31 protein-coding genes are annotated in these 25,671 nt (G+C 63.0%); 7 read left to right on the top strand and 24 right to left on the bottom strand.

The features are described 5' to 3' along the window. Positions 1-23 precede the first annotated feature (23 nt). Entirely contained in the window at positions 24-959 is a 936-nt protein-coding gene (locus tag MAXJ12_RS20695) for an EamA family transporter (protein WP_050898866.1), read from the bottom strand. Between the two features lie 104 nt (positions 960-1,063). Here MAXJ12_RS20695 and MAXJ12_RS20690 point away from each other — a divergent pair, with 104 nt between their 5' ends. Continuing rightward, positions 1,064-1,540 (top strand): Lrp/AsnC family transcriptional regulator, encoded by a 477-nt coding sequence (locus MAXJ12_RS20690; protein WP_008837929.1) that lies wholly within the window; start codon positions 1,064-1,066, stop codon positions 1,538-1,540. Between the two features lie 64 nt (positions 1,541-1,604). Here the strand turns inward: MAXJ12_RS20690 and clpA are convergent, their stop codons facing one another. The 3 genes from clpA to MAXJ12_RS20675 form a co-directional block, all read right to left on the bottom strand. Then, positions 1,605-4,067: an ATP-dependent Clp protease ATP-binding subunit ClpA gene (gene clpA / locus MAXJ12_RS20685; protein ID WP_008837928.1), complete on the bottom strand. Its 2,463-nt coding sequence runs from the start codon at positions 4,065-4,067 to the stop codon at positions 1,605-1,607. 8 nt (positions 4,068-4,075) lie between these two features. Then, on the bottom strand, positions 4,076-4,405 hold the full coding sequence (gene clpS / locus MAXJ12_RS20680; protein WP_008837927.1) for an ATP-dependent Clp protease adapter ClpS: 330 nt from the start codon (positions 4,403-4,405) through the stop codon (positions 4,076-4,078). A gap of 269 nt (positions 4,406-4,674) precedes the next feature. Next, positions 4,675-5,004, bottom strand: coding sequence for a phasin family protein (locus MAXJ12_RS20675; protein ID WP_008837926.1), 330 nt, complete (start codon positions 5,002-5,004; stop codon positions 4,675-4,677). A gap of 255 nt (positions 5,005-5,259) precedes the next feature. Between MAXJ12_RS20675 and MAXJ12_RS20670 the strand changes: the two genes are divergently transcribed. After that, positions 5,260-6,678, top strand: coding sequence for a D-alanyl-D-alanine carboxypeptidase (locus tag MAXJ12_RS20670; protein ID WP_008837925.1), 1,419 nt, complete (start codon positions 5,260-5,262; stop codon positions 6,676-6,678). 47 nt (positions 6,679-6,725) lie between these two features. Here MAXJ12_RS20670 and MAXJ12_RS20665 read toward each other — a convergent pair whose 3' ends face one another. The 3 genes from MAXJ12_RS20665 to MAXJ12_RS20655 form a co-directional block, all read right to left on the bottom strand. Beyond that, entirely contained in the window at positions 6,726-7,421 is a 696-nt protein-coding gene (locus tag MAXJ12_RS20665; protein WP_008837924.1) for a DnaJ domain-containing protein, read from the bottom strand. Next, positions 7,418-8,143: a vWA domain-containing protein gene (locus MAXJ12_RS20660; protein ID WP_008837923.1), complete on the bottom strand. Its 726-nt coding sequence runs from the start codon at positions 8,141-8,143 to the stop codon at positions 7,418-7,420. Before MAXJ12_RS20660 ends, MAXJ12_RS20665 begins: the two co-directional genes overlap by 4 nt. 75 nt (positions 8,144-8,218) lie before the next feature. Beyond that, the gene (locus MAXJ12_RS20655) at positions 8,219-8,656 is read right to left on the bottom strand and encodes a DUF1489 family protein (RefSeq protein ID WP_008837922.1); all 438 of its coding nucleotides are present in this window, start codon (positions 8,654-8,656) and stop codon (positions 8,219-8,221) included. On the opposite strand from MAXJ12_RS20655, the gene MAXJ12_RS38955 reads away from it, so the two are divergent. After that, the gene (locus MAXJ12_RS38955) at positions 8,537-8,962 is read left to right on the top strand and encodes a dodecin family protein (RefSeq protein ID WP_244421533.1); all 426 of its coding nucleotides are present in this window, start codon (positions 8,537-8,539) and stop codon (positions 8,960-8,962) included. The two genes, MAXJ12_RS20655 and MAXJ12_RS38955, sit on opposite strands and share 120 nt — an antisense overlap. Positions 8,963-8,966: 4 nt before the next feature. On the opposite strand, the gene MAXJ12_RS20645 is transcribed toward MAXJ12_RS38955, so the two are convergent. Both MAXJ12_RS20645 and MAXJ12_RS39680 read right to left on the bottom strand, forming a co-directional pair. Next, a complete protein-coding gene (locus MAXJ12_RS20645; RefSeq protein WP_008837920.1) occupies positions 8,967-10,367 on the bottom strand; it encodes an L-serine ammonia-lyase in 1,401 nt (466 codons plus the stop codon). A 187-nt stretch (positions 10,368-10,554) separates the two neighbouring features. Then, complete coding sequence (locus MAXJ12_RS39680) at positions 10,555-10,683, bottom strand: hypothetical protein (protein ID WP_008837919.1); 129 nt, start codon at positions 10,681-10,683, stop codon at positions 10,555-10,557. 290 nt (positions 10,684-10,973) lie between these two features. Between MAXJ12_RS39680 and MAXJ12_RS20640 the strand changes: the two genes are divergently transcribed. Next, complete coding sequence (locus MAXJ12_RS20640) at positions 10,974-11,723, top strand: DUF599 domain-containing protein (protein WP_040587148.1); 750 nt, start codon at positions 10,974-10,976, stop codon at positions 11,721-11,723. Here the strand turns inward: MAXJ12_RS20640 and MAXJ12_RS20635 are convergent. From MAXJ12_RS20635 to MAXJ12_RS20615, 5 genes are all read right to left on the bottom strand, one after another. After that, positions 11,675-12,472: a YdcF family protein gene (locus MAXJ12_RS20635; RefSeq protein ID WP_008837917.1), complete on the bottom strand. Its 798-nt coding sequence runs from the start codon at positions 12,470-12,472 to the stop codon at positions 11,675-11,677. The genes MAXJ12_RS20640 and MAXJ12_RS20635 overlap by 49 nt on opposite strands. A 32-nt stretch (positions 12,473-12,504) precedes the next feature. Further along, entirely contained in the window at positions 12,505-14,070 is a 1,566-nt protein-coding gene (locus MAXJ12_RS20630; protein ID WP_008837916.1) for an amidase, read from the bottom strand. After that, positions 14,070-14,537 carry a GNAT family N-acetyltransferase gene (locus tag MAXJ12_RS20625; RefSeq protein WP_008837915.1) on the bottom strand — a complete coding sequence of 156 codons (468 nt, stop codon included), beginning with the start codon at positions 14,535-14,537 and terminating at the stop codon, positions 14,070-14,072. The genes MAXJ12_RS20630 and MAXJ12_RS20625 overlap by 1 nt, the downstream gene beginning before the upstream one ends. Before the next feature lie 4 nt (positions 14,538-14,541). Next, entirely contained in the window at positions 14,542-14,829 is a 288-nt protein-coding gene (gene gatC / locus MAXJ12_RS20620) for an Asp-tRNA(Asn)/Glu-tRNA(Gln) amidotransferase subunit GatC (protein WP_008837914.1), read from the bottom strand. Positions 14,830-14,921: 92 nt separating this feature from the next. Then, entirely contained in the window at positions 14,922-15,629 is a 708-nt protein-coding gene (locus MAXJ12_RS20615) for a metal-dependent hydrolase (RefSeq protein ID WP_008837913.1), read from the bottom strand. Positions 15,630-15,707: 78 nt separating this feature from the next. Between MAXJ12_RS20615 and ruvX the strand changes: the two genes are divergently transcribed. Then, the gene (ruvX, locus tag MAXJ12_RS20610; RefSeq protein WP_008837912.1) at positions 15,708-16,193 is read left to right on the top strand and encodes a Holliday junction resolvase RuvX; all 486 of its coding nucleotides are present in this window, start codon (positions 15,708-15,710) and stop codon (positions 16,191-16,193) included. On the opposite strand, the gene MAXJ12_RS20605 is transcribed toward ruvX, so the two are convergent. Together MAXJ12_RS20605 and MAXJ12_RS20600 are read right to left on the bottom strand one after the other, a co-directional pair. Continuing rightward, positions 16,160-16,471: a DUF6105 family protein gene (locus MAXJ12_RS20605; RefSeq protein WP_008837911.1), complete on the bottom strand. Its 312-nt coding sequence runs from the start codon at positions 16,469-16,471 to the stop codon at positions 16,160-16,162. The two genes, ruvX and MAXJ12_RS20605, sit on opposite strands and share 34 nt — an antisense overlap. After that, a complete protein-coding gene (locus MAXJ12_RS20600) occupies positions 16,471-17,025 on the bottom strand; it encodes a hypothetical protein (protein ID WP_008837910.1) in 555 nt (184 codons plus the stop codon). The genes MAXJ12_RS20605 and MAXJ12_RS20600 overlap by 1 nt, the downstream gene beginning before the upstream one ends. Before the next feature lie 167 nt (positions 17,026-17,192). On the opposite strand from MAXJ12_RS20600, the gene MAXJ12_RS20595 reads away from it, so the two are divergent. Continuing rightward, on the top strand, positions 17,193-18,128 hold the full coding sequence (locus MAXJ12_RS20595; protein ID WP_008837909.1) for an AEC family transporter: 936 nt from the start codon (positions 17,193-17,195) through the stop codon (positions 18,126-18,128). Here the strand turns inward: MAXJ12_RS20595 and MAXJ12_RS20590 are convergent. The 6 genes from MAXJ12_RS20590 to MAXJ12_RS20565 form a co-directional block, all read right to left on the bottom strand. Next, a complete protein-coding gene (locus MAXJ12_RS20590; RefSeq protein ID WP_008837908.1) occupies positions 18,113-19,738 on the bottom strand; it encodes an acyl-CoA dehydrogenase family protein in 1,626 nt (541 codons plus the stop codon). The two genes, MAXJ12_RS20595 and MAXJ12_RS20590, sit on opposite strands and share 16 nt — an antisense overlap. A gap of 130 nt (positions 19,739-19,868) precedes the next feature. Continuing rightward, a complete protein-coding gene (locus tag MAXJ12_RS20585) occupies positions 19,869-20,279 on the bottom strand; it encodes a DoxX family protein (protein WP_008837907.1) in 411 nt (136 codons plus the stop codon). A gap of 29 nt (positions 20,280-20,308) precedes the next feature. Then, positions 20,309-20,758: a GFA family protein gene (locus tag MAXJ12_RS20580; RefSeq protein ID WP_008837906.1), complete on the bottom strand. Its 450-nt coding sequence runs from the start codon at positions 20,756-20,758 to the stop codon at positions 20,309-20,311. Positions 20,759-20,786: 28 nt separating this feature from the next. Further along, positions 20,787-21,713, bottom strand: a complete 927-nt coding sequence (locus MAXJ12_RS20575; protein WP_008837905.1) for a transglutaminase-like domain-containing protein — start codon at positions 21,711-21,713, stop codon at positions 20,787-20,789. 23 nt (positions 21,714-21,736) lie between these two features. Next, positions 21,737-22,198 (bottom strand): SRPBCC domain-containing protein, encoded by a 462-nt coding sequence (locus tag MAXJ12_RS20570; RefSeq protein ID WP_008837904.1) that lies wholly within the window; start codon positions 22,196-22,198, stop codon positions 21,737-21,739. Beyond that, positions 22,182-22,532 carry an ArsR/SmtB family transcription factor gene (locus MAXJ12_RS20565; RefSeq protein ID WP_040587136.1) on the bottom strand — a complete coding sequence of 117 codons (351 nt, stop codon included), beginning with the start codon at positions 22,530-22,532 and terminating at the stop codon, positions 22,182-22,184. Before MAXJ12_RS20565 ends, MAXJ12_RS20570 begins: the two co-directional genes overlap by 17 nt. A gap of 208 nt (positions 22,533-22,740) precedes the next feature. On the opposite strand from MAXJ12_RS20565, the gene MAXJ12_RS20560 reads away from it, so the two are divergent. Further along, entirely contained in the window at positions 22,741-23,718 is a 978-nt protein-coding gene (locus tag MAXJ12_RS20560; protein ID WP_008837902.1) for an alpha/beta hydrolase, read from the top strand. 13 nt (positions 23,719-23,731) lie between these two features. On the opposite strand, the gene MAXJ12_RS20555 is transcribed toward MAXJ12_RS20560, so the two are convergent. Beyond that, entirely contained in the window at positions 23,732-24,928 is a 1,197-nt protein-coding gene (locus MAXJ12_RS20555; RefSeq protein ID WP_008837901.1) for an MFS transporter, read from the bottom strand. A gap of 110 nt (positions 24,929-25,038) precedes the next feature. Next, on the bottom strand, positions 25,039-25,671 hold a 633-nt coding region (locus tag MAXJ12_RS20550; RefSeq protein ID WP_008837900.1), incomplete at its 5' end, for a helicase-related protein.

Genomic DNA, 25,671 nt, shown 5'->3' with positions numbered 1-25,671 from the left:
TCCGCATTGAGGCGATGCGAAAATCAGGGCAGTTCGATCTGTTCCCGTGGGCCAGGACAGACAGCCGGCGGCGATGCCGACCCTGTCACGGACGGTGCAGGCTTGTGCGCAGCGACGCCCAGCATCACCAGAGCGATGCCGAGAATATCACGGCCGGTCGGGATCTGCGCGAGCACGAGGGCTGCAATGATCGCGGCGGTGGCCGGCAGAAGCGCCAGCATCAGCGCGAAGCTGGCGCGCGGCAGCCGCGACATTGCGAGCTGGTCGGAAATGTAGGGAATGACCGAGGAGCACAGGCCGACGCCTATGCCGGCCAGAACGAGATTGACCGAACCGAATGCCTTGACCGCCTCCAGCAGGCCGATGGGCATGACAAAGACGAAGGCGATCGCCATGGCCGCTCCCAGGCGCTCGACGCCGCCGCTGGCACCGCCCTCGGCCGCCTTGTGGCCAAGTACGATATAGGCGACGAACAGCGCGCCGTTGAGCGCCGCCCAGCCAAGCCCGATCAGGTCGGCGGACCATCTCACGTCGATCAGGACGAAGACGCCCGCAACGGCGAGCGCCAGCGCGGCAAGATTGCGCCCGGTCCGGAGGCCGTAGAGCGCGACGGCGATCGTGCCGACAAACTCCATGGCGGCGACCAGGCTCATCGGCAGTCGCTCGAGCGCGAGGTAGAAGGCGACGTTCATGATTGCGAGGCAGGCCCCTAGGCCGACCAGCAGCAGGCGGGTTCTGGCGTCCGCCTTGGCGATCGTCAGCCAGGGATTTGTGAAAGGCGCGAAGATCAAGGCGGCGGACGCGATCCGCATCCACGCGACGCCGAGCACGCCGATGGCGGGAAACAGAAGCACGGCGAAGGACGGGCCGAGATAGTGGAATATGGCGCTGACGCCGAACCAGGCGTGCGGCGGCACAATTTGCGCTGCCCTGTCGAGGGCTGGACTGGACGTTGACATGTGGCGGCTCCGTATGCCGCTATTATACAAGGCAAATGTGGTCTTCTATATGCGGAAGAATAGGCTGTTGTTCGAGGTTAAAATCCAATCAACGGTGAAATTCGATGAAACGCCTTCGATATGAAAACGGCGATATCGACCCGGTCGATGCGAAGATCCTGCGTGCGCTCGCCAAGGATGCGCGGACGAGCACCGCCGAGCTTTCGCGCACGGTCGGCCTTTCGGCGCCCAGCGTTTCGGAGCGGGTGAAGCGCTTGGAGGAGAGCGGCGTCATCGAAGGCTATTCAGTCAAGATCAACGCGGCGGCGCTTGGGCTCCCGCTCGCTGCATGGCTTCGCATCCGGCCGATCCCCGGTCAGCTTCAAAAGGTCGCCGAGATACTGCAGGGACTGCCGGAGATCGCCGAATGCGACAGGATAACCGGCGAGGATTGCTTCATCGCTCGCGCCCACCTCCGATCGGTGGCCGATCTGGAGCGGCTTATCGACCAGATCATCCCCTATGCGATGACCAACACGTCGATCATCCAGTCGTCACCGGTGGAGCGGAGGCTGCCGCCGATTTTGGTCGGCGAAACATAGCTTTCTCAAAAGAAAATCTCCTCCCCGGGGTCCGGGGAGGAGATTATGATTTTGGCCGAAGCACTCAGCCCTTCCTGGGCAGTTGCGGCACCAGGCTGCGCTTGCCGCCGTCCTTACCGTTGGCGGCCGGTCTGGATTTCTGCGCAGCCGGCTTGGCAGCCTTCCTGGGCGGCTTCTTTGCCGGCACCTTCTTCGGCTCTTCCTTCTTCGGCTTCACCGGAAGCTCGTCGGCAAGCGATTCGAGCTTCAGGCCGGTTTCGCCGGACTCCTTCGTCTCGACGGTCACGCGCACCGTGCCACCCTTCTTCAGCTTGCCGAACAGAACTTCCTCGGCGAGCGGCTTCTTGATGTGCTCCTGGATGACGCGGCCGAGCGGCCGCGCGCCCATGCGCTCGTCATAGCCCTTGTCGGCAAGCCAGGAGATGGCTTCCGGCGACAGGTCGAAGGTGACGCCGCGCTCGGAAAGCTGCGCCTCGAGCTGCATGACGAACTTCTGCACCACCTGATGAACAACCGGGATCGGCAGCGAGCCGAACGGGATGATCGCGTCGAGACGGTTGCGGAACTCCGGCGAGAACAGCCGGTTGATCGCCTCCATGTCGTCGCCTTCCCGCTTGGACGAGCCGAAGCCGATCGCCGCCCTGGCCATGTCGGACGCGCCCGCATTGGTCGTCATGATCAGGATAACGTTGCGGAAATCGATCGACTTGCCGTTGTGGTCGGTCAGCTTGCCGTGATCCATGACCTGCAACAGGATGTTGAACAGGTCGGGATGGGCCTTCTCGACCTCGTCGAGCAGCAGCACGCAGTGCGGATGCTGGTCGACGCCGTCGGTCAGCAGGCCTCCCTGGTCGAAACCGACATAGCCGGGAGGCGCGCCGATCAGCCGCGAGACGGTGTGGCGCTCCATGTATTCCGACATGTCGAAACGCAGGAGCTCGACGCCGAGCGAGGCGGCGAGCTGCTTTGCCACTTCGGTTTTGCCGACGCCCGTCGGGCCCGAGAACAGATACGAGCCGATCGGCTTTTCCGGTTCACGCAGCCCCGCCCGCGCCAGCTTGATCGCCGAGGAGAGCGCCGAGATTGCGGTATCCTGACCGTAGACGACACGGCGCAGTTCGGTGTCGAGACCGGCCAGCACCTGCTCGTCGTCGGCCGAAACCGTCTTCGGCGGGATGCGCGCCATGGTGGCGATCGTCGCCTCGATTTCCTTGACGCTGATGGTCTTCTTGCGCCGAGCCTCGGGCACCAGCATCTGCGATGCGCCGGTCTCGTCGATCACGTCGATCGCCTTGTCGGGCAGCTTGCGGTCGTTGATGTAGCGCGCGGAGAGCTCCACCGCCGCCTTGATGGCGTCGTTGGTGAACTTCACTTTGTGGAAGTCCTCATAATAGGGCTTCAGGCCCTTCATGATGGCGATCGTGTCTTCCACCGATGGCTCGTTCACATCGATCTTCTGGAAGCGCCGCACCAGCGCGCGATCCTTCTCGAAGAACTGGCGGAATTCCTTGTAAGTGGTCGAACCAATGCAGCGAATCGCGCCGGAGGACAGCGCCGGCTTCAACAGGTTCGACGCATCCATCGCGCCGCCGGAGGTGGCGCCGGCGCCGATGACCGTATGGATCTCGTCGATGAACAGAACCGCGCCGGGATAATCCTCGAGTTCCTTGACGACCTGCTTCAGACGCTCTTCGAAATCGCCGCGGTAGCGGGTGCCGGCGAGCAGCGTGCCCATGTCGAGCGCGAAGATCGTGGCGTTGGCGAGAACGGTCGGCACATCTCCCTCGACGATGCGCTTGGCCAGCCCTTCGGCGATAGCGGTCTTGCCGACCCCCGGATCGCCCACATAAAGCGGGTTGTTCTTGGAGCGGCGGCAGAGGATCTGGATCGTGCGGTTGATCTCGCTTTCGCGACCGATCAGCGGGTCGATCTTGCCCGACTTCGCCTTCTTGTTGAGATCGATGCAATACGCGGTCAGCGCGTCCTGCTGCTGCTTCTTCTTGGAGCCGCTCTCCTCCGGCTCGCCGCCGGACGAATTCTGCTGTTCCTCTTCGGCGCCGCGCGGAGTACGGGTTTCGGTGGCTCCCGGCCGCTTGGCGATCCCATGCGAGATGTAGTTGACCGCGTCGTAGCGGGTCATCTGCTGTTCCTGCAGGAAGTATGCTGCGTGGCTCTCGCGTTCAGCGAAGATCGCCACCAGCACGTTTGCGCCCGAAACCTCGTCGCGCCCGGAAGACTGGACGTGGATCACCGCGCGCTGGATGACGCGCTGGAAACCGGCGGTCGGCTTGGAATCCTCGTCGTAGCCGGTGACCAGATTATCGAGCTCGGTGTCGATATAGGTGAGGACGGTCTGCTTGAGCTCGTCGAGATCGACATTGCACGCGCGCATGACAGCGCCCGCCTCGCTGTCATCGATCAGGGCGAGCAGGAGATGTTCGAGCGTGGCATATTCGTGATGCCGCTCATTGGCGAAAGTCAGCGCCTGGTGCAGCGCCTTTTCAAGGCCTTGGGAGAAAGCCGGCATTCAAAACCTCATTTCTTCTCCATCACGCATTGCAGCGGATGTTGATTCTGACGGGCGAAGTCCATGACCTGGGACACTTTGGTCTCGGCCACTTCAAATGTATAGACCCCGCATTCGCCCACTCCGTGATTGTGAACATGGAGCATTATGCGGGTGGCGGATTCGCGGTCCTTCTGGAAAAAGCGTTCCAGAATGTGGATGACGAACTCCATCGGCGTGTAGTCGTCATTGAGGATCAGAACGCGATAAAGGCTCGGCTTCTTGGTCTTGGTCTTGGTTCGCGTGATGACAGCCGTGCCGCGACCGGGGCTGTTGCCCCCGTCTTCGCCGTTCTGCATGCGCGCCACGAATTTTGTCGTGGCATCCCCGCCGTTCTTCACCAGTGCCTTGCCTTTCGCGGGTTCCTCACCCGACTGTCGAATGTAGGTAGCCTCATCGCAATTTTAAGCCCTTCTTTTTTGCTGACAATATGGACGAACGCGTGAACGTCCGCGTTTTTCAGGAATTCGCGATATAGGAACGCAAAGGTCATGAAAAAACCCGGCCGCGCGGCGCGGCCGGGTTCTCCCGTGGGCTTTTGGAGTCTGAAGAAGACTGCCGATAAGGCTCAGCGGGCTTTCGCCACGACCGATTCGAACGGCTTGTAGCTGTCCTTCGCCATGTCGGCATAAAGGCCGCTGAGCGTGGTGGCCTCGGCAAGGAAGCCTTCATAAGCTTGCTTGGCGTAGTCGGCCTGGATTTCGAACGCATTCTCCAGCGACTTCGCCGACAGGAGCTTTTCGAGCGCGGCGTTGCCGGTCTCGAACGACTTCTTGGCGTACTCGGCGGATTCAACCGCGATCGCCTGAGCGCCCTTGGAGAGCGCGGCGAGGCTCTTCAGCCCGGTGTCGACGAACTCCTTGCCGAAATTGCCGGCGTCTTCAAATGTTTGTGTCATTCGATCATCCCTTCGGGTGAGTTGACGCGGAACACTCCCCCTTGTGCGACGCACTTCAATTTATTGTGCAGCGCAAAAAGAGTCAATTTGAACCGCCGGCGGCATTTGTTCCAAAATCGGCTCAATTCCGACAAAAAAGATGAACGTCCTGGTTACCATAAACGGATTGGTAACGCTGTCGCCCTTAGGTTCATCGGATGCGAGGCAGGAGCCTTTGCCGCCTCCGGTGCAAATGAAAATTCAAAGGGTGTAACAGTGCGTCAGGCGTTTGCGGCCATTGCCTCTTCCATCACGTTTCCGTTGAAATCCGCTATCGTCGGGCTGCTGGCTGTCGCGCTAGGGCTTGCCGCGACGAACCCGTCTGCTGCGAATTCCAAATACGCGGCGATCGTCATCGATGCCAACACCGGCAAGACACTGTTTTCGTCGAGCGCCGATTCAAGGCGCTATCCGGCCTCATTGACCAAGATGATGACGCTCTATCTGGTGTTCGAGGCGATGGCCGCCGGCAAAATCACCAAGAAGACCTCCATCCCGTTTTCCCGCAATGCCGCCGCCGAGCCGCCGACCAAGCTCGGCGTCAAAGCCGGAAAATCCATCACCGCGGAAACGGCGATCTATTCCCTGGTGACCAAGTCTGCGAACGACGCATCGACGGCGCTGGCAGAGTATTTGGGCGGCTCGGAGGCGGAGTTCGCGCGGATGATGACGGCCAAGGCGCGCAAGCTCGGCATGAAAAGCACCGTATTCCGCAACGCCCACGGCCTGCCTGATACGGCCCAGTTCTCGACGGCGCGCGACATGGCGATTCTCGGCATCGCGCTGAAGGAGCATTATCCGCAGTACTACCCCTATTTCTCCACGCGCTCCTTCACCTATGGCCGGACGCGCATGGCCAATCACAACCGCCTGCTCGGCCGCGTCAAAGGCGTCGACGGCATCAAGACCGGCTACACCCGCGCCTCTGGCTTCAACCTGGTTTCCTCCGTTTCGCAAGGCAATCGCCGCATCGTCGCAGTGGTGATGGGCGGAACCAGCGGCGCGTCCCGCGACAATCACATGGCCGAATTGATCCAGAAATACATGCCCAAGGCGTCGACCAAGGGCAAAAGCGCGCCGCTTATCGCCAGCGCTGGTGGCTCACCGTTCAGCGCTCTCGCAAAGGTTTTCTTGCCCAAGCACGATGCGCCGACGCCGGAAGCCCGGCCCGATGAAGAGATCGTGGTAGAGGCGGAAGCAGAGGGCGATATCACGGAAGAAGAAGCAGAGGCCGCGGCCATCGACGAAGATGTTGCGCCCACCCCCACGCCAAAGTCCGTCCTTGTGGAAACCCTCGAATCCGCCCCGGTAGAGCAGGCTTACGCGCAACCATCGGCCGATCGTTTTGGCGGCGACGTCGATCCGGTAGAGACGGCTTCGGTTGACCCGTCCGGCTGGGCGATCCAGGTCGCCTCGTTGCCGAACAAGTCCGAAGCCGACGCATTCCTGGCCAAAACCACCAAGGCTGCGCCGGCGGTCCTTGCCCATGCGTCCGGCTATACCGTCACATTCGACAAGGGCGGCGTGACTTACCACCGCGCCCGCTTCGGCGGGTTCGGCTCCAAGGCGGCGGCATGGAAGGCCTGCACCGCACTCAAGAGCAAGAAGATCGACTGCTACGCAGTCGAGAACTGACGGACGGCGGAACGGCATCTCCCAGAAATGTATCGTGTCGAAGGAGACTAGTGGTGATTGGTGAGCAAGACGTCCTTGGCTTCGTTGATCCGCGCCGCCAGGAAAGACGTTCCGCCGAGGTCGGGGTGCAGGCGCTGCATCAGGCGGCGGTGCGCCTTGCGGATATCCGCCGCGGTGGCCCCCGCTTCAAGACCAAGGATCTTGTAAGCCTCCTGCTTAGTCATGGCGCCCGTACCTGGCGGAACACCCAGCCCTTCGCTAGCATGCGTATCCGGGTCTTCGCGCCAGACGGGAAACCGGCTGTCAAGATAAGTCTCTAGCAACTGCCGACTTTCCGGGTCGCCTGGAAGTTCGGCGTAGAGTTGCTTCAATTCGTTCAAGGACATCTCGCCAAGCGTCCGGGCCTCATGGCGCCCCGCCAGAACCACTCCCTCCAGGGAACCGCTGTCGTGGTCGAGTTCCATCTCGAGCGCCGCCGTTCGAACTGTCGAACGCTTGCCCGGCGTCTTCTTGCGGCCGGTCCGCACCCGATTGGACATGAACCAGGCGAGCGCCCCGGAAAGCATCATTCCGCCTATACCGGCCCGACCGGTGAGCAGCGCTGCAATGCCTAGGATAGCGAGCACCACCGGTCCGGCAGCGCGCAGGGTTCTGGCGAGCGAAGCGGGGTCGAGCCTGATGAATGCGGCGGCGATAAGCACCAGGACCAGCAGGCCGGTCACTATGCCGAGAAAGATGCTCATTGCGACCTGCCGCCTCGCAAATGCTCGATCATCAGGCGGTCCTCGGGCCGCCCGCGCGCCTCGAGCGCTTTGAGCCCGCCGGTGGCGAACACCGCCACCGCGGAAAGCAGTTTCGCCAGCGTGGCGGCGGCGTTGCGGTCGAAACGGAACCAGGCGCCCTTCGACAGCCGGGCGATCTCCTTGAAAGCGGATTCGGCGGCGGGGTCGTACCCCTCCTGGAAGACGAAGACGGGCACGCCGTGCAGGCCGAGATTGCCGGCCTTGACCGAAAGGTCGTCGATCTTCTCCTCCATCGCGTCGCCGATATAGATCAGCGCATTGACCTTTTCGCGCGCGGTTTCCTTCAGCGCGTGCGACAGCACCTTGCCGATCTGAGTATGCCCGCCACGACACTCGATGCTGGTCATCAGGCGCTTCAGGCCGCCCGTATCGGTCACGAAACCGGAAGCGCGGCATTCGTCGAGGCCGCGGAAATAGATCAGCTGAACCTTGAGCCCGCCTGCCTTGCCAACCGCGTCGAACATCTCGGCCTGCAGCGAGCAGGCGAGATCCCAGGTCGGTTGCCGGCTCATCGTGGCGTCGAGCGCCAGTACGAGGCGGCCCTGCCCTTTTCCTGTAACAGCGCCAACGGCCCGCGCCTGGCGGACAAACGCTTCTATGTCTCCTGACGCCGAGCGCGGCGCGGGATCATCGATCCTGGCGGGCGTTTTCTTATCGCTCATAGTGATCAAGATGTGGCGAACCCGGCCTGCTTGCAAGTCCGGAGGCCGTGGTAAGGCCGCGAGACGCTGCGATGTCTAGAGCAGGCCGAGTTCGGCCAGTTCGCGGCGCAGCTTGGGCGGCATTGCCATCAGCTCGGCATGCGAGGTTCCGATATCGACGGGAGCGTCGGCCTGCTTCAGATAGCGCCAGCCCTGGAAGGCGCGGCGCGGCTGCCATTCTGTCCGCACGACAGTGGGGTCGAGAACCAGATGACAGCGCGATATGCCTTCCTGATCGACGAAGGGCCGGATTTCGAGCAATTTCTGCCGGCACTGGACCTGTGCCTTGATGACCCAATAGAGCGAGCCGCCGTCCAAAAGCTCGCTGCCCCGCGTTGGCATCATGCGGGTCGTATGGAAATGCTCGACGGGGTCGCCGGCGCGGCGGCGTTCGTCGAGCCGGAAGGCGATCCACTCTTCCAGATCCTCGACACTGTCGCAGCCGACACAGAGCTTTATCAGGTTCAGGGCCATTGCGCGTTACTACGCCGCAAATTGGAAACGAAAAAGGCCTGGATGCGTTGGGTCCACATCTTTGCGCCGGGGCGCTGGGGCGCCGGCAAACAGGAGGATCTCATGTCAGTAGCGAAAAACACCGAGATTACCGCATCCGGCTCGACCATCGAGGCGGCGATCGGCCATGGTGTCGACCGCGCAACCGCCACGCTGAAAAACATCAAGCAGGTCTGGGTCAAGGAGATCGTGGCCAAGGTAGACGGCGGCAAGATCTCCGAATACCGAGTAGATATGAAAATTACCTTCGTGCTCGACGACGCTTGAGGCCTCAGCACTCCACCACATTCACGGCCAAGCCGCCGAGGCTGGTTTCCTTGTAGCGCTCGTTCATGTCCATGCCGGTCTGGCGCATGGTCTCGATCGCAGCGTCGAGCGGAACGAAATGCGTGCCGTCGCCTTTGATGGCGAGCGAGGCGGCGGTAACCGCCTTGACCGCGCCGAGCGCATTACGCTCGATGCAGGGAACCTGAACCAGCCCTCCGACCGGGTCGCAGGTCATGCCGAGATGATGTTCGAGCGCGATCTCGGCGGCGTTCTCGACCTGCTCGGGGGTGCCGCCCATCACAGCGCACAGGCCGGCAGCCGCCATCGCCGAGGCCGAGCCCACTTCGCCCTGACAGCCGACTTCGGCGCCCGAGATCGAGGCGTTGGTCTTGATGATGCCGCCGACGGCAGCCGCGGTGAGCAGGAAATCGCGTATGCTGGCCTGGTCCGCCTCGGGATGGAAATGCAGCCAATAGCGTATGATGGCCGGCACGACGCCAGCGGCGCCGTTGGTCGGCGCGGTGACGACACGGCCGCCGGCGGCGTTCTCCTCATTGACCGCCATGGCGTAGATGGACAGCCAGTCATTGGCGAGCAGCGGATTTGGCCGGTTCTGGCTCCATTGCTCCTGCAGCTTATCATGCAGCATCCGCGCTCGGCGGCGGACTTTTAGCCCCCCGGGCATGATGCCGTCCTGCGACAGGCCGCGCTCGATGCAGCCGCGCATCGCCTCCCAGATGCGGTCGAGCCCCTCATCCAGCTTTTCGCGCGGCATGTGGACTTCCTCGTTGACGCGCTTCATCTCAGCGATCGACAAACCGCTTCGCCTGGCCATGTCCAGCATTTCGACTGCGTTCCTGAAGGGATATGGCACCGGCTTGGCATCGGCCGCCGCGCCGCGCGATTTCAAACGCTGAAGCTCTTCCTCCGATACGACGAAACCGCCGCCAATCGAGTAGTAAATGCGCTTCAGGAGCAGGTGGTCATCGGCATCATACGCATGGAACGCCATGCCGTTGGCGTGGCCGGGCAGCGGCGTCTTCTTGTCGAGCACAAGATCGGACGAAGGATCGAAGCGATAGGACGGGTGCCCAGGCGGCGAGATCCGGCGCTCGGCCTTGATCGCCTCGACGATGCCGTCGGCGAGGTCGGGATCAACCGTTACCGGCGTCTCGCCGGCGAGTCCGAGAATCACCGCCCGGTCGGTGCCGTGGCCGATCCCGGTATAGGCAAGGGAGCCGTGCAGGCTGACGGCGATGCGGTCGACCTTCGCGCCCGCCGGCCGCGGCCAGTCGTCGCCGAGGATTTCGGACAGAAAGCGCGCGACGGCCGTCATAGGCCCCATCGTGTGCGAACTCGACGGGCCGATGCCGATCTTGAACAGGTCGAAAACCGAAAGGAACAAGGCTGGCGCTCCTGCAGCGAATTTACTCAGCGTATCGCATTCATCGCGATCTTTCCGCTGTTTCGGGCGGCTGGGCTTCTCGACAGCCGACCCCGCCTGCTCCGCCTACGACGCGGCCTGTGCTCCGGACAAAGAAAAAGACGCGGGAACCAGCCCGCGCCTTCAAAAAATTCCGTCGATGCCGGGATCAGCTTGCCGCCAGGACCGCCGCGGTTTCCGAACCGCCGATGAGCCAAGCCAAGAGAAGAATGCCTGCAAAGCCGACTACTGCTTTGGCGGTTACGCCCCAGCAGGACTTCTGAATGCCGTCGTCCATGATTTTCCTGTTTACTATCGCCCCGGGGGCAGCGCTTTCGCCGTCTTGTTCCCGGCCCATTTCTGGAGCGTGTAGATAAGCCTTCACCAGGCGTTACGCAACGGGAAAAATGGCGAAAGCAGGGCAGATTCCGCATGGCTGCCATGCATCCATGCCGGGCATTTTAATCAAATCAGAGGCTTAGGTGCTATTTGCCGTAAACGCATTGGCAATGCCTGTGACCGGATTGCGACGCGGTGGATGGCATGGGCGAAGCGGATTTTCAGCATCTTTCGTGCTACGGATTCGCCATGGGCGATTCTCTGTTCCTGACTGGCGCCGACCTTGCGGCGCTGGCGTTTTTTCTGGCGGTCTGGCTGGTGCATGGCCTGGCCGCCAACGGCAAGCTGGTCGGCCGGATGTCGTTGACGACGGCCATGAACGCGCAGCGCGAAGCCTGGATGCGCACCATGGCGCAGCGCGAACTGCGCATGATCGACACCAGCATCATGGTCGGCCTGCAGCAGGGTACGGCCTTCTTCGCGTCGAGTTCGCTGCTGGCGCTCGGCGGCTGCTTTGCCCTGCTCGGCGCCTCAAACGACGTGCTGTCTGTGCTTTCGGACCTGCCGCTGGCGGATGCGCCGCCGCGCCAGGTGTTCGAGATCAAGGTGCTCGGCTTGATGGCCCTGCTGGCCTACGCCTTCTTCAAATTCGGCTGGTCGTACCGGCTATTCAACTATTGCTCGATCCTGATCGGCGCCGTGCCCATGCACAAGGAGGGCTCGGCCGACCCCGTGGCCATGGAGGCGGCCATTGGCCGGGCGACACGCATGAACGTGTTGGCCGGCCGGCATTTCAACGCCGGCCTGCGGGGCGTTTTCTTCTCGCTCGGCTATCTCGGCTGGTTCGTCGGCCCTGAGGCGTTTGCGCTGACAACAACACTTCTCTTCGCCGTGCTCCTGCGCCGGCAGTTCTTTTCGGCGGCAAGGCTCGCAGTCATCGACGAGAGTGCTCAGGCCGGTCCGGGGAACGGCTCATCGATCCGGCCCGAAAGCCAGTAGGCCAGCAGACCGATCCATTCGCGTATGGCGACCGTGGTGTTCTGGAGGGCATCGGCCGCATTGTCGCGAAACACGCCGAAGCCCTCCACGCCCGAAGTGCGATAGTCGACGGGCCAGGGCCGCACCTCGAAACCGGCCTTCCTGAACAGCGCCATGGAGCGCGGCATGTGAAAGGCCGACGTGACCAGCAGCCAGGTTTCGCCCGCCTTCGGCGTCACCAGTTCCTTCGTGAACACCGCATTTTCATGGGTATTGCGCGACCTGTTCTCGAGGATCAGACGTTCCGGCGCGACGCCGAGGGCCGTCAGCAGTCGCGGCGCTGTATCGGCATCACCCTCGCCCTTCAGAATCAACGCCCCGGTTCCGCCGGTGACGACGATTTTCGCCCCGGGGTAGCGGCGGCCAAGAATGGCTGCCTCGACAAAGCGGTCGCCGCCGCTGTTCATCTCATAGCCGCCACGCGCCTTATTGATAGCGCCTTCGAAGCCGCCGCCGAGCACGACGATGCCGTCGACGGATTCGGGAAGACCGGCCGGGCGGGCGAACCGCTCTTCGAGCGGGTTGAGCAGAACGGCTCCGAAGGACGTCCAGGCCGACAATATGAGAATCGCGGCCGCGGCAATGTCCAGCGTAAAACCGGTGCGCCGCCAGCCCAGAAAGATGGCGAGCAGGCCGACGGCCAGAAGCAGGATCGAAAAATTCAGCGGCTGGACAAAAAAGCCGAAGATTTTCGAGAGATAGAAGAACATCCCGTCACCTCATTGATGGCGGCGGGCGATTTCTACCACCACTTTTCCGGCTCGAACCGCCCCGCCGCCTGCTCGATGACATAAGCGGTCTGGAACAGCGTTTCCTCGTCGAAAGGCCGGCCGATCAGTTGCAGACCGAGCGGCAGGCCGCGCGCGTCGAGGCCTGCCGGCACGGCGATGCCCGGCAGCCCGGCCATATTGACGGTCACGGTGAAGATGTCGTTCAGGTACATCTTCACCGGATCGGCATTCATGTCCTGGTCGGCGATGCCGAAGGCGGCTGACGGGGTGGCCGGCGTCAGGATGACGTCGATGCCGGCGGCGAAGGCGTTTTCGAAGTCGCGCTTGATCAGCGTGCGTACCTTCTGCGCCCGCAGATAGTAGGCGTCGTAATAGCCGGCCGACAGCACATAGGTTCCGATCATGACGCGGCGCTTGACCTCGCGGCCGAAGCCGGCGGCGCGGGTCTGCTCGTACATGTCCGTGATGTCCTTGCCGGGAACGCGCAAGCCGTAGCGGACGCCGTCATAGCGGGCGAGGTTGGACGAGGCTTCGGCGGGCGCGACGATGTAGTATGCCGGCAATGCGTATTTGGTGTGCGGCAATGAAATATCGACGATCTCCGCGCCCGCATCCTTCAGCCAGGCAATGCCCTTCTGCCAGAGCGCCTCGATCTCTTCCGGCATGCCGTCGACGCGGTATTCCTTCGGGATTCCGATCTTCATGCCCCTGACCGGCCGGCCGATAGCGGCCTCGTAGTCGGGCACTGGCAGGTCGGCCGAAGTCGTATCCTTAGGGTCGGCGGACGCCATCGATTTGAGCATGATGGCGGAGTCGCGCACGTCGCGCGCGATCGGTCCCGCCTGGTCGAGCGAAGAAGCGAAGGCGACGACGCCCCAGCGCGAGACGCGGCCGTAGGTGGGCTTGATGCCGACCGTTCCGGTAAAGGCCGCCGGCTGGCGGATCGAGCCGCCGGTGTCGGTCGCGGTGGCGCCTGCGCAGAGCCATGCCGAGACGGCGGTCGCCGAACCGCCCGACGAGCCGCCGGGCACGAGTTGGGCATTGTCGAGCGTACGGGTCTTCGACGCACCGCCCGGGGAGACGAAGCCGCCGTCTCCCTGATGGGTCGTCGGTATGACCGCGGTGTCGACGCGCGAGCGGCGCCAGGGATTCACGACAGGTCCGTAGTAGGAAGTCTCGTTGGACGAGCCCATGGCGAACTCATCCATGTTGAGCTTGCCCAACATGACCGCGCCGTCGGCCCATAGATTGGCGGTGACGGTCGATTCATAGTGCGGTTTGAAGCCGTCCAGCACGTGGCTGCAGGCCTGAGTGTGCACGCCTTCGGTGCCGAACAGGTCCTTGATCCCGAGCGGGATGCCTTCGAGCGCCCCGCCCTCGCCTCGGCCAAGCTTTGCGTCGGACGCCTTCGCCATCTCCCTCGCCTTGTCGTGGGTGACGGCGACATAGGCGTTGAAGGCTTGGTTGGACGCGTCGATCGCGCCGAGATAGGCGTCGGTCAACTCGGAAGCCGAGATCTCCTTGCCGCGCAGCTTCTCGCGCGCTTCGGCAATCGTCAGTCTGGTCAGGTCGGTCATCAGGCAATCTTCTTTTCGTAAAAGCGGGAAAAGCCGGAGTCTGGATAGTCCAAAACCGCGCCGCAAACTGTAAATCCGCCGCGCTCATAGACCCGGTAGGCCGGCTCAAAACCTTCGGCTTCGCCGGTTTCGAGAAGAAGCCGGGTTATTCCCTCTTCACGCGCAAGCTGCTCGATGCGCTGCAAGAGTTCCGACCCCACGCGCTGACCGCGCACCGAAGGCAACGTGAACATGCGCTTGACCTCGCCCAGCCCATCGCCATGCTCCTTGAGAGCGCCCATGCCGACCGGGCGACCGTTCTCGTCGCGCGCGACGAACAGCGTCACGGTTGGATCGGCCATCTGCTCGACGGTCAGTTGGAACTGAAACTCGCGCGGCGTCAGCGGGATCAGATAAGCGTTGAGTTCGGCGACGAGCATACGCACGTCGTCCTGCAGCGGGGTCTCGACAGCGATCTCGATCGCCACGGCGCTACTCCACGACCTTCGGCACGAGGAAAAAGTTCTCGTCGGTGGCAGGCGCGTTGGCGACGATGTCACCGGCCTTGCCGCCATCGGTGACTACATCGGGGCGCTTCTTCATCTCCATTGGCGTAACGGAGGTCATCGGCTCGACGCCCGTCACGTCGACTTCGTTCAGTTGTTCGACGAAACCCAATATCGCGTTGAGTTCGCCGGTCATGCGCTCGGCGTCTTCATCGGTCACGGCGATGCGGGCGAGATGCGCTACGCGCTTCACTGTCTGAAGATCAACGGACATTCGTGCCTCGGCAACAAGGGGATCGGTCGCCGCGCTATACCGGCGCGGCAAAGGGAGCGCAACAATGATGTCCGGGTTTCAGGCCACTCGGGCTAAATGTCCCTCGCTTCGCCCACCTTCGGCAACTCGATCTCCACGCCCGAGCCTTCCATGCCGGCCGTGAATTTTTCGGCGGTCTGGTCGATCATGCCGAAGGAGGCGTAGTGGCACGGAATAACGGTCTCAAATTTGAAAAAGCGGCGGCAGGCGAGCGCCGCCACCGCGCCGCCCATGGTGAAGCGGTCGCCGATCGGCACGATGCCGATCTTCGGCTCGTGCAACTCGTTGATTAGCGCCATGTCGGAGAAAATGTCGGTATCGCCCATATGGTATAGCGTGCGCTCATCGGGGAAATGCAGGACGAGGCCACCGGGATTGCCGAGATAGGTGTTCTGGCCGCCTTCGCCCGGAAATGACGAGGAATGCAGCGCCTGGACGAAAGTGGTCGTGAAGCCGCCGCAATCGACGGTGCCGCCATGGTTGCCCGGATTGATTTTGTCGCTGCTGACACCCTTGCCGACGAGATACATGCAGATCTCGAAATTGGCGACGAGCATTGCGCCGGTCGCCTTCAGTATCTCCGCGGCGTCGCCGATATGGTCGCTGTGGCCATGGGTGAGCAGGACGTGGGTGATGCCCTCTGCCGGACCTTGCCACGGCTTTTTCCACGATGGATTCTCGGTGAGGAAAGGATCGATCAGGATCTTGGCGTCGCCGGCCTCCACACGAAAGGCCGAATGTCCGAACCAGGTGAGTTTCATGGCAGGGCGTCTCCTCGATTTTTCCTCGCCGAAAGGATAGAACGCGGGCGGTCCAAGTCAAAGGAAAGCCACCGCGCCTTGAGCATCTCGACAATCGAGGAACTACCCGCCCACCTGGCCGGCGGCAAGACGCTGGCCGGGCTCGACCTCGGCGACAAAACCATCGGCGTGGCGGTGTCGGACCGCGGCCTCTCCTTCGCGCATCCGCGTCCGGTCATCGTCCGAAAGAAGTTTTCAGCCGACGCGGCGGCCCTGCTCGACCTGCTTAGGCGGGAGAATACAGGCGCGGTGGTAATTGGCCTGCCGGTCAACATGGACGGCAGCGAGGGACCGCGCGCTCAGGCGTCGCGCGCTTTCGTCCGCAACATCGCAAGAATGACAGACCTGCCCTTCGCCTTCTGGGACGAGCGCCTGTCGACGGTCGCGGCCGAACGTACGCTGATCGAGATGGACATGTCGCGCGCCAAGCGGAAGACGAAGATCGATTCGGCGGCGGCCGCCTTCATCCTGCAAGGCGTGCTGGATCGGCTTCACGTGCTGGGTGAGGAAATCACGCCAAGATAACGCGCACGGCGGACCTTTGCCCAGGCGGCGAGTTGGCGGCGACGGCGAAACGCGTAGATGGCGAGCAGGAACAGCGTGTCGACGACACAGGCTTTCGCCACCATTCCCGGAATGATTTCGGGGTCGATGCCCAGCGTGTCGCCGTAGAGCTGAAAAATCAGATCATGCGCCTCGCGGGTCAGCATCACGTAGCCGAAATGGATATTGTTGTAGGAAAGGCCGTACCAGCCCCAGAATATGACCAGCGGCAGGGCCCAGAGCGCGAGCACGTAGCGCATCAGCGGCCTCCGCCGAAATTTGCGTCGGCTCGCCCGGAGAAGCGCGACAGCGTGGAAATATGCGCGGCGCCGAGCGCCATGAGGCGGGCGGCAGCGCGGATGTCGCCCTGGCTTGGAGACGCCGACATCATCGCCGCAAGGCGCTCCGCCTGTATGGCCAGGTACGAAGCGAGCAGCGCCGCCAGATGAACCGCGACGGCCGGGTAGAGCCCGGCAGCGAAATTCACCGAGCCATAGACCATCAGCAGCGAGATCAGCAAGGCTGCCGACGCGAAGGCCATGCGCAGGACATCGCCGTCGCCTTCAGCGTCCGGGTCGCTGAACATGCATGTGGCGAAAGCCCAGAAGAAAAGCACCGCGCAGATGGCCGAGGCCAGCGGGAGAAGCATCGAGGCGGAGCCATAGGCGGGATCGAACAGACCGCTCTGCTCCAGCCCCAGCATCGCCAGCGCCCGTTCTGCGCCACCGTCACCGCCCATCACGAATGCCATCGCAAAGAGGGCGAAGGCCGCGGCCCAATGGAAGGTCAGAAAGGATGTCAAAACACGCGGCATGGGAATCCTGCTTGGTCCAAAAGACAGTGGGACTTGCCGCCGTCGCCCGCAATGGAAACCATTCATTAGGGTTAACGCACGCGGGCCGCTCTGTTGATAAGCCGTACACATCCATCCTATAGGCGTTCCGTCACCCCTCCTTCCCTCTCCCATCGGAACATTCCCGAATGCTGGCGATCTTCGAGAGCATCCTGCCGGTCTTCCTGCTCATCCTGGCGGGAAACATCGTGCGGCGGTTGCCGCTGGTCGATCCAGCTGCATGGACCGGCCTCGAACAACTCGGCTACTGGGTGCTCTATCCCGCGCTGCTGTTCATCACGATCCTGAACGCGGATTTTTCCGGCCTCGGCCTTGACGCGATGATCGCGGCGCTGCTCGTGGCCGTGCTTGCCATGTGCGCCTTCACGTTCTGCCTGTGGCCGCTGCTCGAACGCGTCGGCCTGGCCAAGGCCAGCGAGTTTTCCTCGATCTTCCAGACCTCGGTGCGCTGGAACGGCTTCATCGCTCTGGCGATTGCCCAGAAGATATTTCCGCCGGCCGGTATGGCGGTCGTCGCGCTGGTGATGGCGGTGATCATCATTCCGATCAATCTGGCCTCGGTGTTCGTGGTGACGCGCTTCGCCGACCGCTCGGCGAACTGGGCGAAGATCGGCCGCAGCATGGCGACGAACCCACTCATCCTCGCGTCGCTCTCGGCGATATTGATGCGCGCATCGCCTCTCGGACTCTATGGGCCGCTCAACGAGACGCTCGACCTGCTCGGCCGCGCAGCACTCGGCATGGGACTGGTGACGATCGGCGCCGGGCTCAAGGTTCACGACCTGGTGCGGCCGCGTTCGCCGATCATCGTTCCGGTAATGCTGAAACTTGCATTTTTCCCGGCGCTGCTGATCGCGATTGCGACCGCATTCGGCGTGGAAGGCCAGGAGCTCTTGTATCTAGCGCTCTGCGCGGCGGTGCCGACCGCGATGAACGGCTATCTCCTGGCGCGCCAACTCGGCGGCGATGCCGAACTCTACGCCGCAGCTACCACCCTGCAGACCATCATCGCCTTCTTCACGATACCGATGGTTTTGGCGGTTACGGCTCAGTTGGCGGGATAGAGCGTATCGATGATCATGCGCGCATCGTGACGCGCATCGATCATGCCGTACGTGCCGCGCCACTGGCCGGCCAGCCGCGTTTCGATGAAGGCGTCGGCGATGCGCCCTGCCCCCAGCCGCCTGAGTTCGGCCGCAGCGGCCGACAGCGCCAGCTGCTCCGTCAGGATGCGGGCTGAGCCTTCATCGGAGGATGCGACCTGCATGGCTGCGCGCAGCACGCCGATCGTACCGTGCCCGCTCGCTCCAAGGTCACGCTCTATGCCTGAAAGCACATCGTCGAAAAGACCCGGCGCGCGGCCGAGTACGCGCAGCACGTCGAGCGCCATGACATTGCCCGAGCCTTCCCAGATGGCGTTGACCGGGGCTTCGCGATAATAGCGGGCGAGCGGAGCTTCCTCGACATAGCCATTGCCGCCGAGGCACTCCATTGCCTCGTAGAGCAGCGCCGGCGCGGTCTTGCACACCCAGTATTTGACCACGGGCGTCATGGCGCGGGCGAAAGCCGCCTCGCCGCGATCGTTGGCAGCTTCGTCGAAAGAGCGGGCGAGGCGCAGCGACAACGCGGTCGCGCCGGCGACGTCGAGCGCCATGTCGGCCAAAACGCGCTGCATCAGCGGCTGATCGATCAGGACCGCGCCGAAAACCTGGCGGTGGCGCGTGTGGTGTACCGCTTCGGCAAGGCCGGCGCGCATGATCGCCGACGAGGCTACGGCGCAATCGAGCCGGGTCAGGGTGACCATGTCCATGATCGTCTTCACCCCTGCCCCGGGTTCGCCGACCATTTCGCCGATGGCGTTGACAAACTCCACTTCCGATGAGGCATTCGAACGGTTGCCGAGCTTGTCCTTCAGGCGCTGGAAACGGAAGCCGTTACCGGAACCGTCGCCCAGCAGGCGCGGCACCAGGAAGCAGGAAAGCCCCTCACCGACCTGCGCCAGCACCAGAAACGCGTCCGACATCGGCGCCGACATGAACCATTTATGCCCGGTCAGGCGATAGAAGCCGCTGCCGGCGCGTTCGGCGCGCGTGGTGTTGGCGCGCACATCTGTGCCGCCCTGTTTCTCGGTCATGCCCATGCCGAGCGTCAGCCCGGTCTTTTCGACCGGCGGTTTCTGGCTCTGGTCGTATTTTCGGGTGGTGACGCGCGGCGCCCACTCGCGAAACAGTTTCGGGCTGGCCATCAGCGCGGCCAGCGAGGCGCTGGTCATGGTGATCGGGCAGAGATGGCCTGTCTCCAGCTCGGCCGTCAGATAGAAGCGCGCCGCGCGCACCTGGTGGCGCTTGCCGGTCTCGGCGCTTCCGTTCTCCCAGATCGAGGAATGCAGCCCGTTGGCCACGGAACGGCGGAGCAGCGCATGATAGGCCGGATGGGCTTCAACGATGTCGGCGCGCCTGCCCTGCCGGTCGTGCGTTCGGAGCTTGGGCGTCTCGGTGTTGGCGAGCCGGGCCAATTCCTGCGCTTCGTGTGTGAGAACGAAGCGGCCGATCTGGTCGAGTTCCTTGCGCACCGGTTCGGAAAAATCCTCGGCCAGTTGCACCAGCAGCGGATCGCCACGCCAAGCGTTGCTTCCCGTCAGCGGCGGGGGCTGGTTCGTCACCTCGTGCGTCACGCAACGTCCTTCAACAGTTTTCCGGGCGCTCACGCCCGAATCCGGATGCGCCGTGCAAGGCTTATAGCCGAACCGGCGCAGGGCGCGCGATGAAAATCCCCGAACGAACGCTTGGTACTGCGGGCGGCGCTCAGCGGTCGAACAGGCCGCGATCCCAATGGCGCAAGAGGAACAGCGCGACGAAGCCGCCCAGCACCGGCACTCCGGCGATGAACAAATGGCCGGCAGGATCCGCCCATGGATTGATCAGGAACGGCCAGGAAACGGCGACGCTGACCGCATGCAGCACCATCGCCGCGCCATAGGCGACGGTGCGGAAGAGGCCGAAGAACAGGCAGATCGCGATGGCGATCTCGATGACGCCGAAGACATAGGCCGACATCTGCGGCACGCTAATGCCGTAGAAGAAGCCCCAGATGCCGACCGTGTTTTCCGGCACGACGAACTTTTCGATGCCCCATTGCAGCAGGAAGAGGCCGAGCGTGATCCGGAGAACCAGCAGCGCGCGGGGCAAGCTTCTGGCAAGCGCTTCGTCGTTCATTACGCCTCCGCGTTCTGGAGCCGGCCGGCCTAGAAATATCGCGTTTCGGCGGGCGGATGCTCCCAGTCGTCGTCGCGGCCATTCTCATAAATGATCGGCGCTTCGGCAAGCTCGGTGTCGCTAGCGTCGTCGAGGCAATAGATGTTCACCGCGTAGAACTCGCCGCCCATCTGCTCGAAGCTGGCGTTGCCGAACGGATGAACCCCGCAGTGCCGGCAGAAGAAGTGGTGGATTTCCTTGCTGGCATACCGGTAGTCGGCAAGCGCATCCTGCCCCTCGATCAGGCGGAAGTCGCCCGCCCGGACAAAACCCTTCCACAGCCGGGTCTTCATGCAGGAAGAGCAGTTGCAGCGGAAGGTCGATGTCCACCACACGCCAGGCAATTCGGGTTCGGAACGGCGGCCGGCCGGCGCCAGGTCGAGTTCGCATTCGAAACGGACAGCGCCACAGTGGCAACTGCCGTGATAAGTCTTCTTCATCTCGCTTTGTCCTTGCCTGTCGTCTCATTCATGCAGCTTCCACGGCTTCCGGTCGTTGCAGCACGGCGTTGAACACGGTTTTCGGCACGCGTAGGCGCTCGTCACCTTCGTAGGCGCGAAGCAGATCATCGAACGCCGCATCCGGATCCCGCGTCAGTTCGGCGATCCGGTCGAAGAAGGCGAACTGATCTTTGGACAGTTGCTCATTTGGTTGAGGCATCGCGCCCCAGCAATCCCAGGGCAGCATCTCGGCCTTGTTCAGCCCGGCAATGTCACGCACTAGATCTCCGGCGATGAACCAGAAGCCGCGCTGCTCGCCGGCGAAGATGCCGAATTTCGACGGATCGGCCTTGCCGGATCGGCATTGCGACCAGGCGTCGGCGGCGATCAGGTAGCGGTCGCGCGGCACGTCAAGCACGTCGTGATCGATCTTCGCGCCTGCACGCCATTTCTCGTCGAATTGCGGGTCGGCCAATGCCCAGCGCCTCTTTTTGGCACTCCAGTATTCGCAAACCACGTGGTCCTCAAAATAAGGCGCATTGAAATAGGAGCCGAAGCCGGAACGGTAGCGCGCGGGAATTCCGTGAGCGCGCAGCATGGCGACGAGCAGCAGCGCGAAGTGATGGCAAACGCCGACGATGCGCTTTTGAGGCGGCCGTGCCTCGGCGAGCGGCCGGCCGTCCAGAGCGAGGATTTCATCCAGGATCGCCTCGACCGGGCGAAGGTGGGATTCGCGCTTCCGAGCCTCGGGCACGGTCACCCCATAGTAGGAGGCGGCGTATTGATGGATTGCCAATCCCTGGACGATTTCGGTGACCGCAGCGACATCGCTCGGCAGGTTTTGGAGCAGCCCGGCATGCCTGCCGGCGTCCGAGATGCCTTCCGAGCGCGAATAGTAAACAGAGATCCGGCGCGGCAGTTCCGGGACAGGAGTTGAACGAAGCGGTTGCGACATTACGGTTGCTCCCACGGGTTGGGTCATGTGGCGGGCGCGGATGCTAGGTACGCCTCCAGCCGGTCGAGGCATTCGCTCCAGCCTTCCTGATGCGAATCGCGGCTTTCGATCGTGTCGAACGGCGCCTGACGGAAAGTCAGCTTGGTCCGGCCGTCGTGGTCCTCGAACGTGACCGTGACCAGCGTCTCGTCGCCGTCGTCCCAGGCGAAGGTGAAGACAAGGCGTTCCGGCTCGACGATTTCGCGATAGATGCCCCGCGCACCGTGATCGGTTCCCTCGGGCGAACGGATGGAGGTGCGCCATGCGCCGCCTTCCCGGAAATCGGTCTTTGCCAAGGTGCAGGTAAAATCCTTCGGACCCCACCAGCGCATCAGGTGCTCCGGCGCGCTCCAGACCCTGAATACCAGGCTGCGTGGAGCATCAAAGATGCGGGTGATGGCAAGCTCGAATTCGGCTTGCCCGGCCTTTTCAGTTGCTTGGGCCATCAGGTTTCTCCCTGGTTTGCAGTTCATGCAGATAGTCGCCGAGACGATCGAAGCTGTCGTCCCAAAAGCGGCGGTAATTCTCGACCCAATCGGAAACTTCCTTGAGCGGACCGGCCTCGAGCCGGCAGGGCCGCCACTGCGCTTCGCGGCCGCGCGAGATCAGACCGGCGCGCTCCAAGACCTTGAGATGCTTGGAAACCGCCGGCAGGCTCATGGCGAAAGGCTGGGCGAGTTCGTTGACGGAGGCCTCACCTGAAGCGAGCCGCGCAAGGATCGCCCGCCTCGTCGGGTCGGCCAAAGCGGCAAAGGTGGTGTCAAGCTGATCGGGAGGCATGGTGCCATATACCGAGTGGTTAATTATCCTTTCGGTTAAATACATCGCCTTGAACTGCACGTCAAGCCTGGAACTGGCCACACGTAGAACGGGAGAAAAATCCGCAGCACGCTTGGCGGGAAATGCCGAAGCCTGTAGGTCCTTCGGCATATTGAACTGGTGCTGCAAGAATTCCGCAGTGCCGATATCGTCACCGCTGGAGAATTACGTGAGGCGCCGGATCTTGACCGCTCTTGTCGTATTGGCCGTTTCGCTCGCAGTGCTCTACGCCGTCGGGCCGCGCGTTCCCGTCGACACACGCGTCACGTTCGATGCTTCGTTGATCGGCGATGACCCGGCCGCCTACCTCGACCGTTCCGAAAGCCTAGTCCCCGGCATACGCGATGGACTGGAGAAGGAGATCGTCTGGGCCGACCCGATGCTCCACGCGAAAACGCCCGTCTCCATCGTCTATATTCACGGCTTTTCGGCATCGAAGGGCGAGGTCCGCCCCCTCCCCGACCAGGTGGCGGAAGAACTCGGCGCCAACCTTTTCTACACTCGCCTGAAAGGCCATGGCCAGGGCGGCGCGGCGATGGGAACCGCGACCGTCCACGACTGGCTCAACGACTATGCCGAAGCGCTGGCGATCGGACGGGAGATCGGTGAGAAGGTCGTCGTCATCGCCACCTCGACCGGAGCAGCACTGGCGGTCCATGCGGCGACCGAAGCGGGCGCCTCGGAGGGCGTCGCCGCCATGGCGCTGATCTCGCCGAATTTCGGCGTGCGCGGGTCGGGGGCGGAACTGCTGACCATGCCGTGGGGCAAGCAGATCGCGGAACTGCTGATCGGCAAGGAACGGAGTTTTCAAGCGCGCAATGAAATGCACGGAAAACTCTGGACAACAAAATACCCGACAAGCGCGATCCTGCCGATGGCGGCTCTCACAAAGCTGGCTCGTCAAGCGCCGGTCGAAGAGGCAAAAATCCCGGCTCTGTTCATATTTTCCGATTCGGATCGGATCGTGAGGCAGGATCTCACCCGCGAAATCGCCGCGCGATGGGGCGCCCAGCACGAAATCGTTCCGGTCGACGACAGCGGCGATATCGACCATCACGTAATCGCGGGTGACGCGCTGTCGCCGGCGACGACACGTTTTCTCGCAGACCGGATCGTCGTCTGGATAAGGGCCGTTTCGGGCGTCTGATCGCGAAAATTTGTCAGTGCTTTTCCGGCTTGGCGTCGCGCGCCAGCAGATAGATTGCGAGCGCGAGGCCGAGCACCACTGCGTAGAAGGTGAACAGCGCGGTATAGGCGGCTGCCGGCTCGGCAGGCACGATCGAAGCGGTGACCACTCCGCCCGTCGCGAATTGCATCAGGCCGACGCCGCCGATCGAGAAGAAGTTCATCAACGTCACGCCGCGACCGACTAGATGGGGCGGCAGGAAAGCGCGCGCGTGAGCCATCAGCAGGCCGTAGCCCATGCCGCAGACGCCGATCACGACAAGAACAAGCGTGGTCGAAGGGATGCCGGTGACGGTATTTACCGCAAGGTAGACGATCGCCAGCAGGCTGATGAAATTGCCGCCGACAGCCACCCATTTCCGCGTCCGGAAGATCGTGTCCAGCGGCCCGTAAATAAACGAGCCGGCGACCATCGCCAGCGCCATGAACAGGGTGACCTCGCCTATCACCGGCGTGTCGGCGCCATAGACGTCCGCGAGATAAGGCCCGGCCCAGAGGCCGCGTATGCCGGCGGTCGCGGCATAATTGATCGCGGTCAGGGGAATTATCGGCCACAAAACGCGCATGCGCATCAATTCGCCGTAGCCGGCGAAGCCCGTGCCTGAGATGTGCATGCCTTTCGGCTTTTCGGGATCTCGCACCAAGACCATCATCGCCGCAGCAGTCAGCAGCGTGACCACTCCGAGCGCGGCCATGACAGGCCGCCAGCCGAAAGCCTCCGCCGCATTGGCGAGCGGCGAAGCGCCAATGACGTTGCCGGCGGTGCCGAACGCCACCAGCCATGAGGTCAGCACCGCGAAGCGTGCCGTCGAATAGATACGCGCGAAGATGAACAGCGACGCCATCAGCACCGGGGCGCAGCCGATGCCGATCAGCGTCATGGCGGCGGTGATCATCCAAGGCTGGGTCGCCGCTGCGAACAGGAACGCCCCGCCCCCTCCGCCAAACGCAAGCAGGGCCGCCGCCGTGCGGCGCGGACCGATCCGGTCGAGCGATACGCCGATGGCGAATTGCGACAGCGCGAAACTGATGAAGAAAGCGCCGGAGGCCAGCGAAAGCTCGGCCTTGGTGGCGCCGAGTTCGACGGTGAGAACCGGCGTCAGCACCGCCATGAAGGAGCGGTAGAATTGCGAGAGCACATAGGCGATTGCGAGCGCTGCGATGCCGGCCATGACGTTCCATCCAAATACAAAGGGCGGCCGAAGCAATCGCCTCGGCCGCCCTATCGCATCACATGGGTTCACGCAATTGGACCAAAACCGGCCAATTGCGGGACAGACCTTTACGCAGCGCGCGACGCCGGCTTGCCGGAGCCGAAGGAACGGCGCTTGCCGCGGAACGGCTTGCGCTCGTCGCCGGGCTTGCCCTGGAACGGCTTCTTGCCAAAACCGTTGCGCGGCTTCTGCTCGCCGCGCGGCCGGTTGTTGCTGTTGCGGTCGTTGGCTGCTTCCCGAGGCGCGCGGTCGTTGCTGCGCGGCTCGGCCTTCGGATCGGGCTGGCCGAGATGGTCGGCCGTCACCGGGAGCTTCATCCGGATGATCCTTTCGACCTGCCGGAGCTTGGCGTTCTCACCCGGATCGCACAGCGTGACGGCGATGCCGTCGGCGCCGTTGCGGCCGGTGCGGCCGATGCGGTGGACATAGCTCTCGGCCTCGTCCGGCAGTTCGTAGTTCACGACGTGGCTAATGCCCGGCACGTCGATGCCGCGCGCCGCAATGTCGGTCGCTACCAGAATGCGCACCGAGCCGTCGCGGAAGCCGTTGAGCGCCTTCTGGCGGGCGTTCTGCGATTTGTTGCCGTGAATGACCGCCGCATCGAAGCCGTCGCGCTCGAGATCGCGGGTCACGCGGTCGGCGCCGTGCTTGGTGCGGGTGAACACGATTACCGAACGCATCGTCTCGTCGGCGAGCATCGC

Origin of the sequence: Mesorhizobium alhagi CCNWXJ12-2 (genome assembly GCF_000236565.1) — a bacterium.
GTDB classification, from domain to species: domain Bacteria; phylum Pseudomonadota; class Alphaproteobacteria; order Rhizobiales; family Rhizobiaceae; genus Allomesorhizobium; species Allomesorhizobium alhagi.
This window is presented reverse-complemented; position numbering and strand designations above follow the sequence as displayed.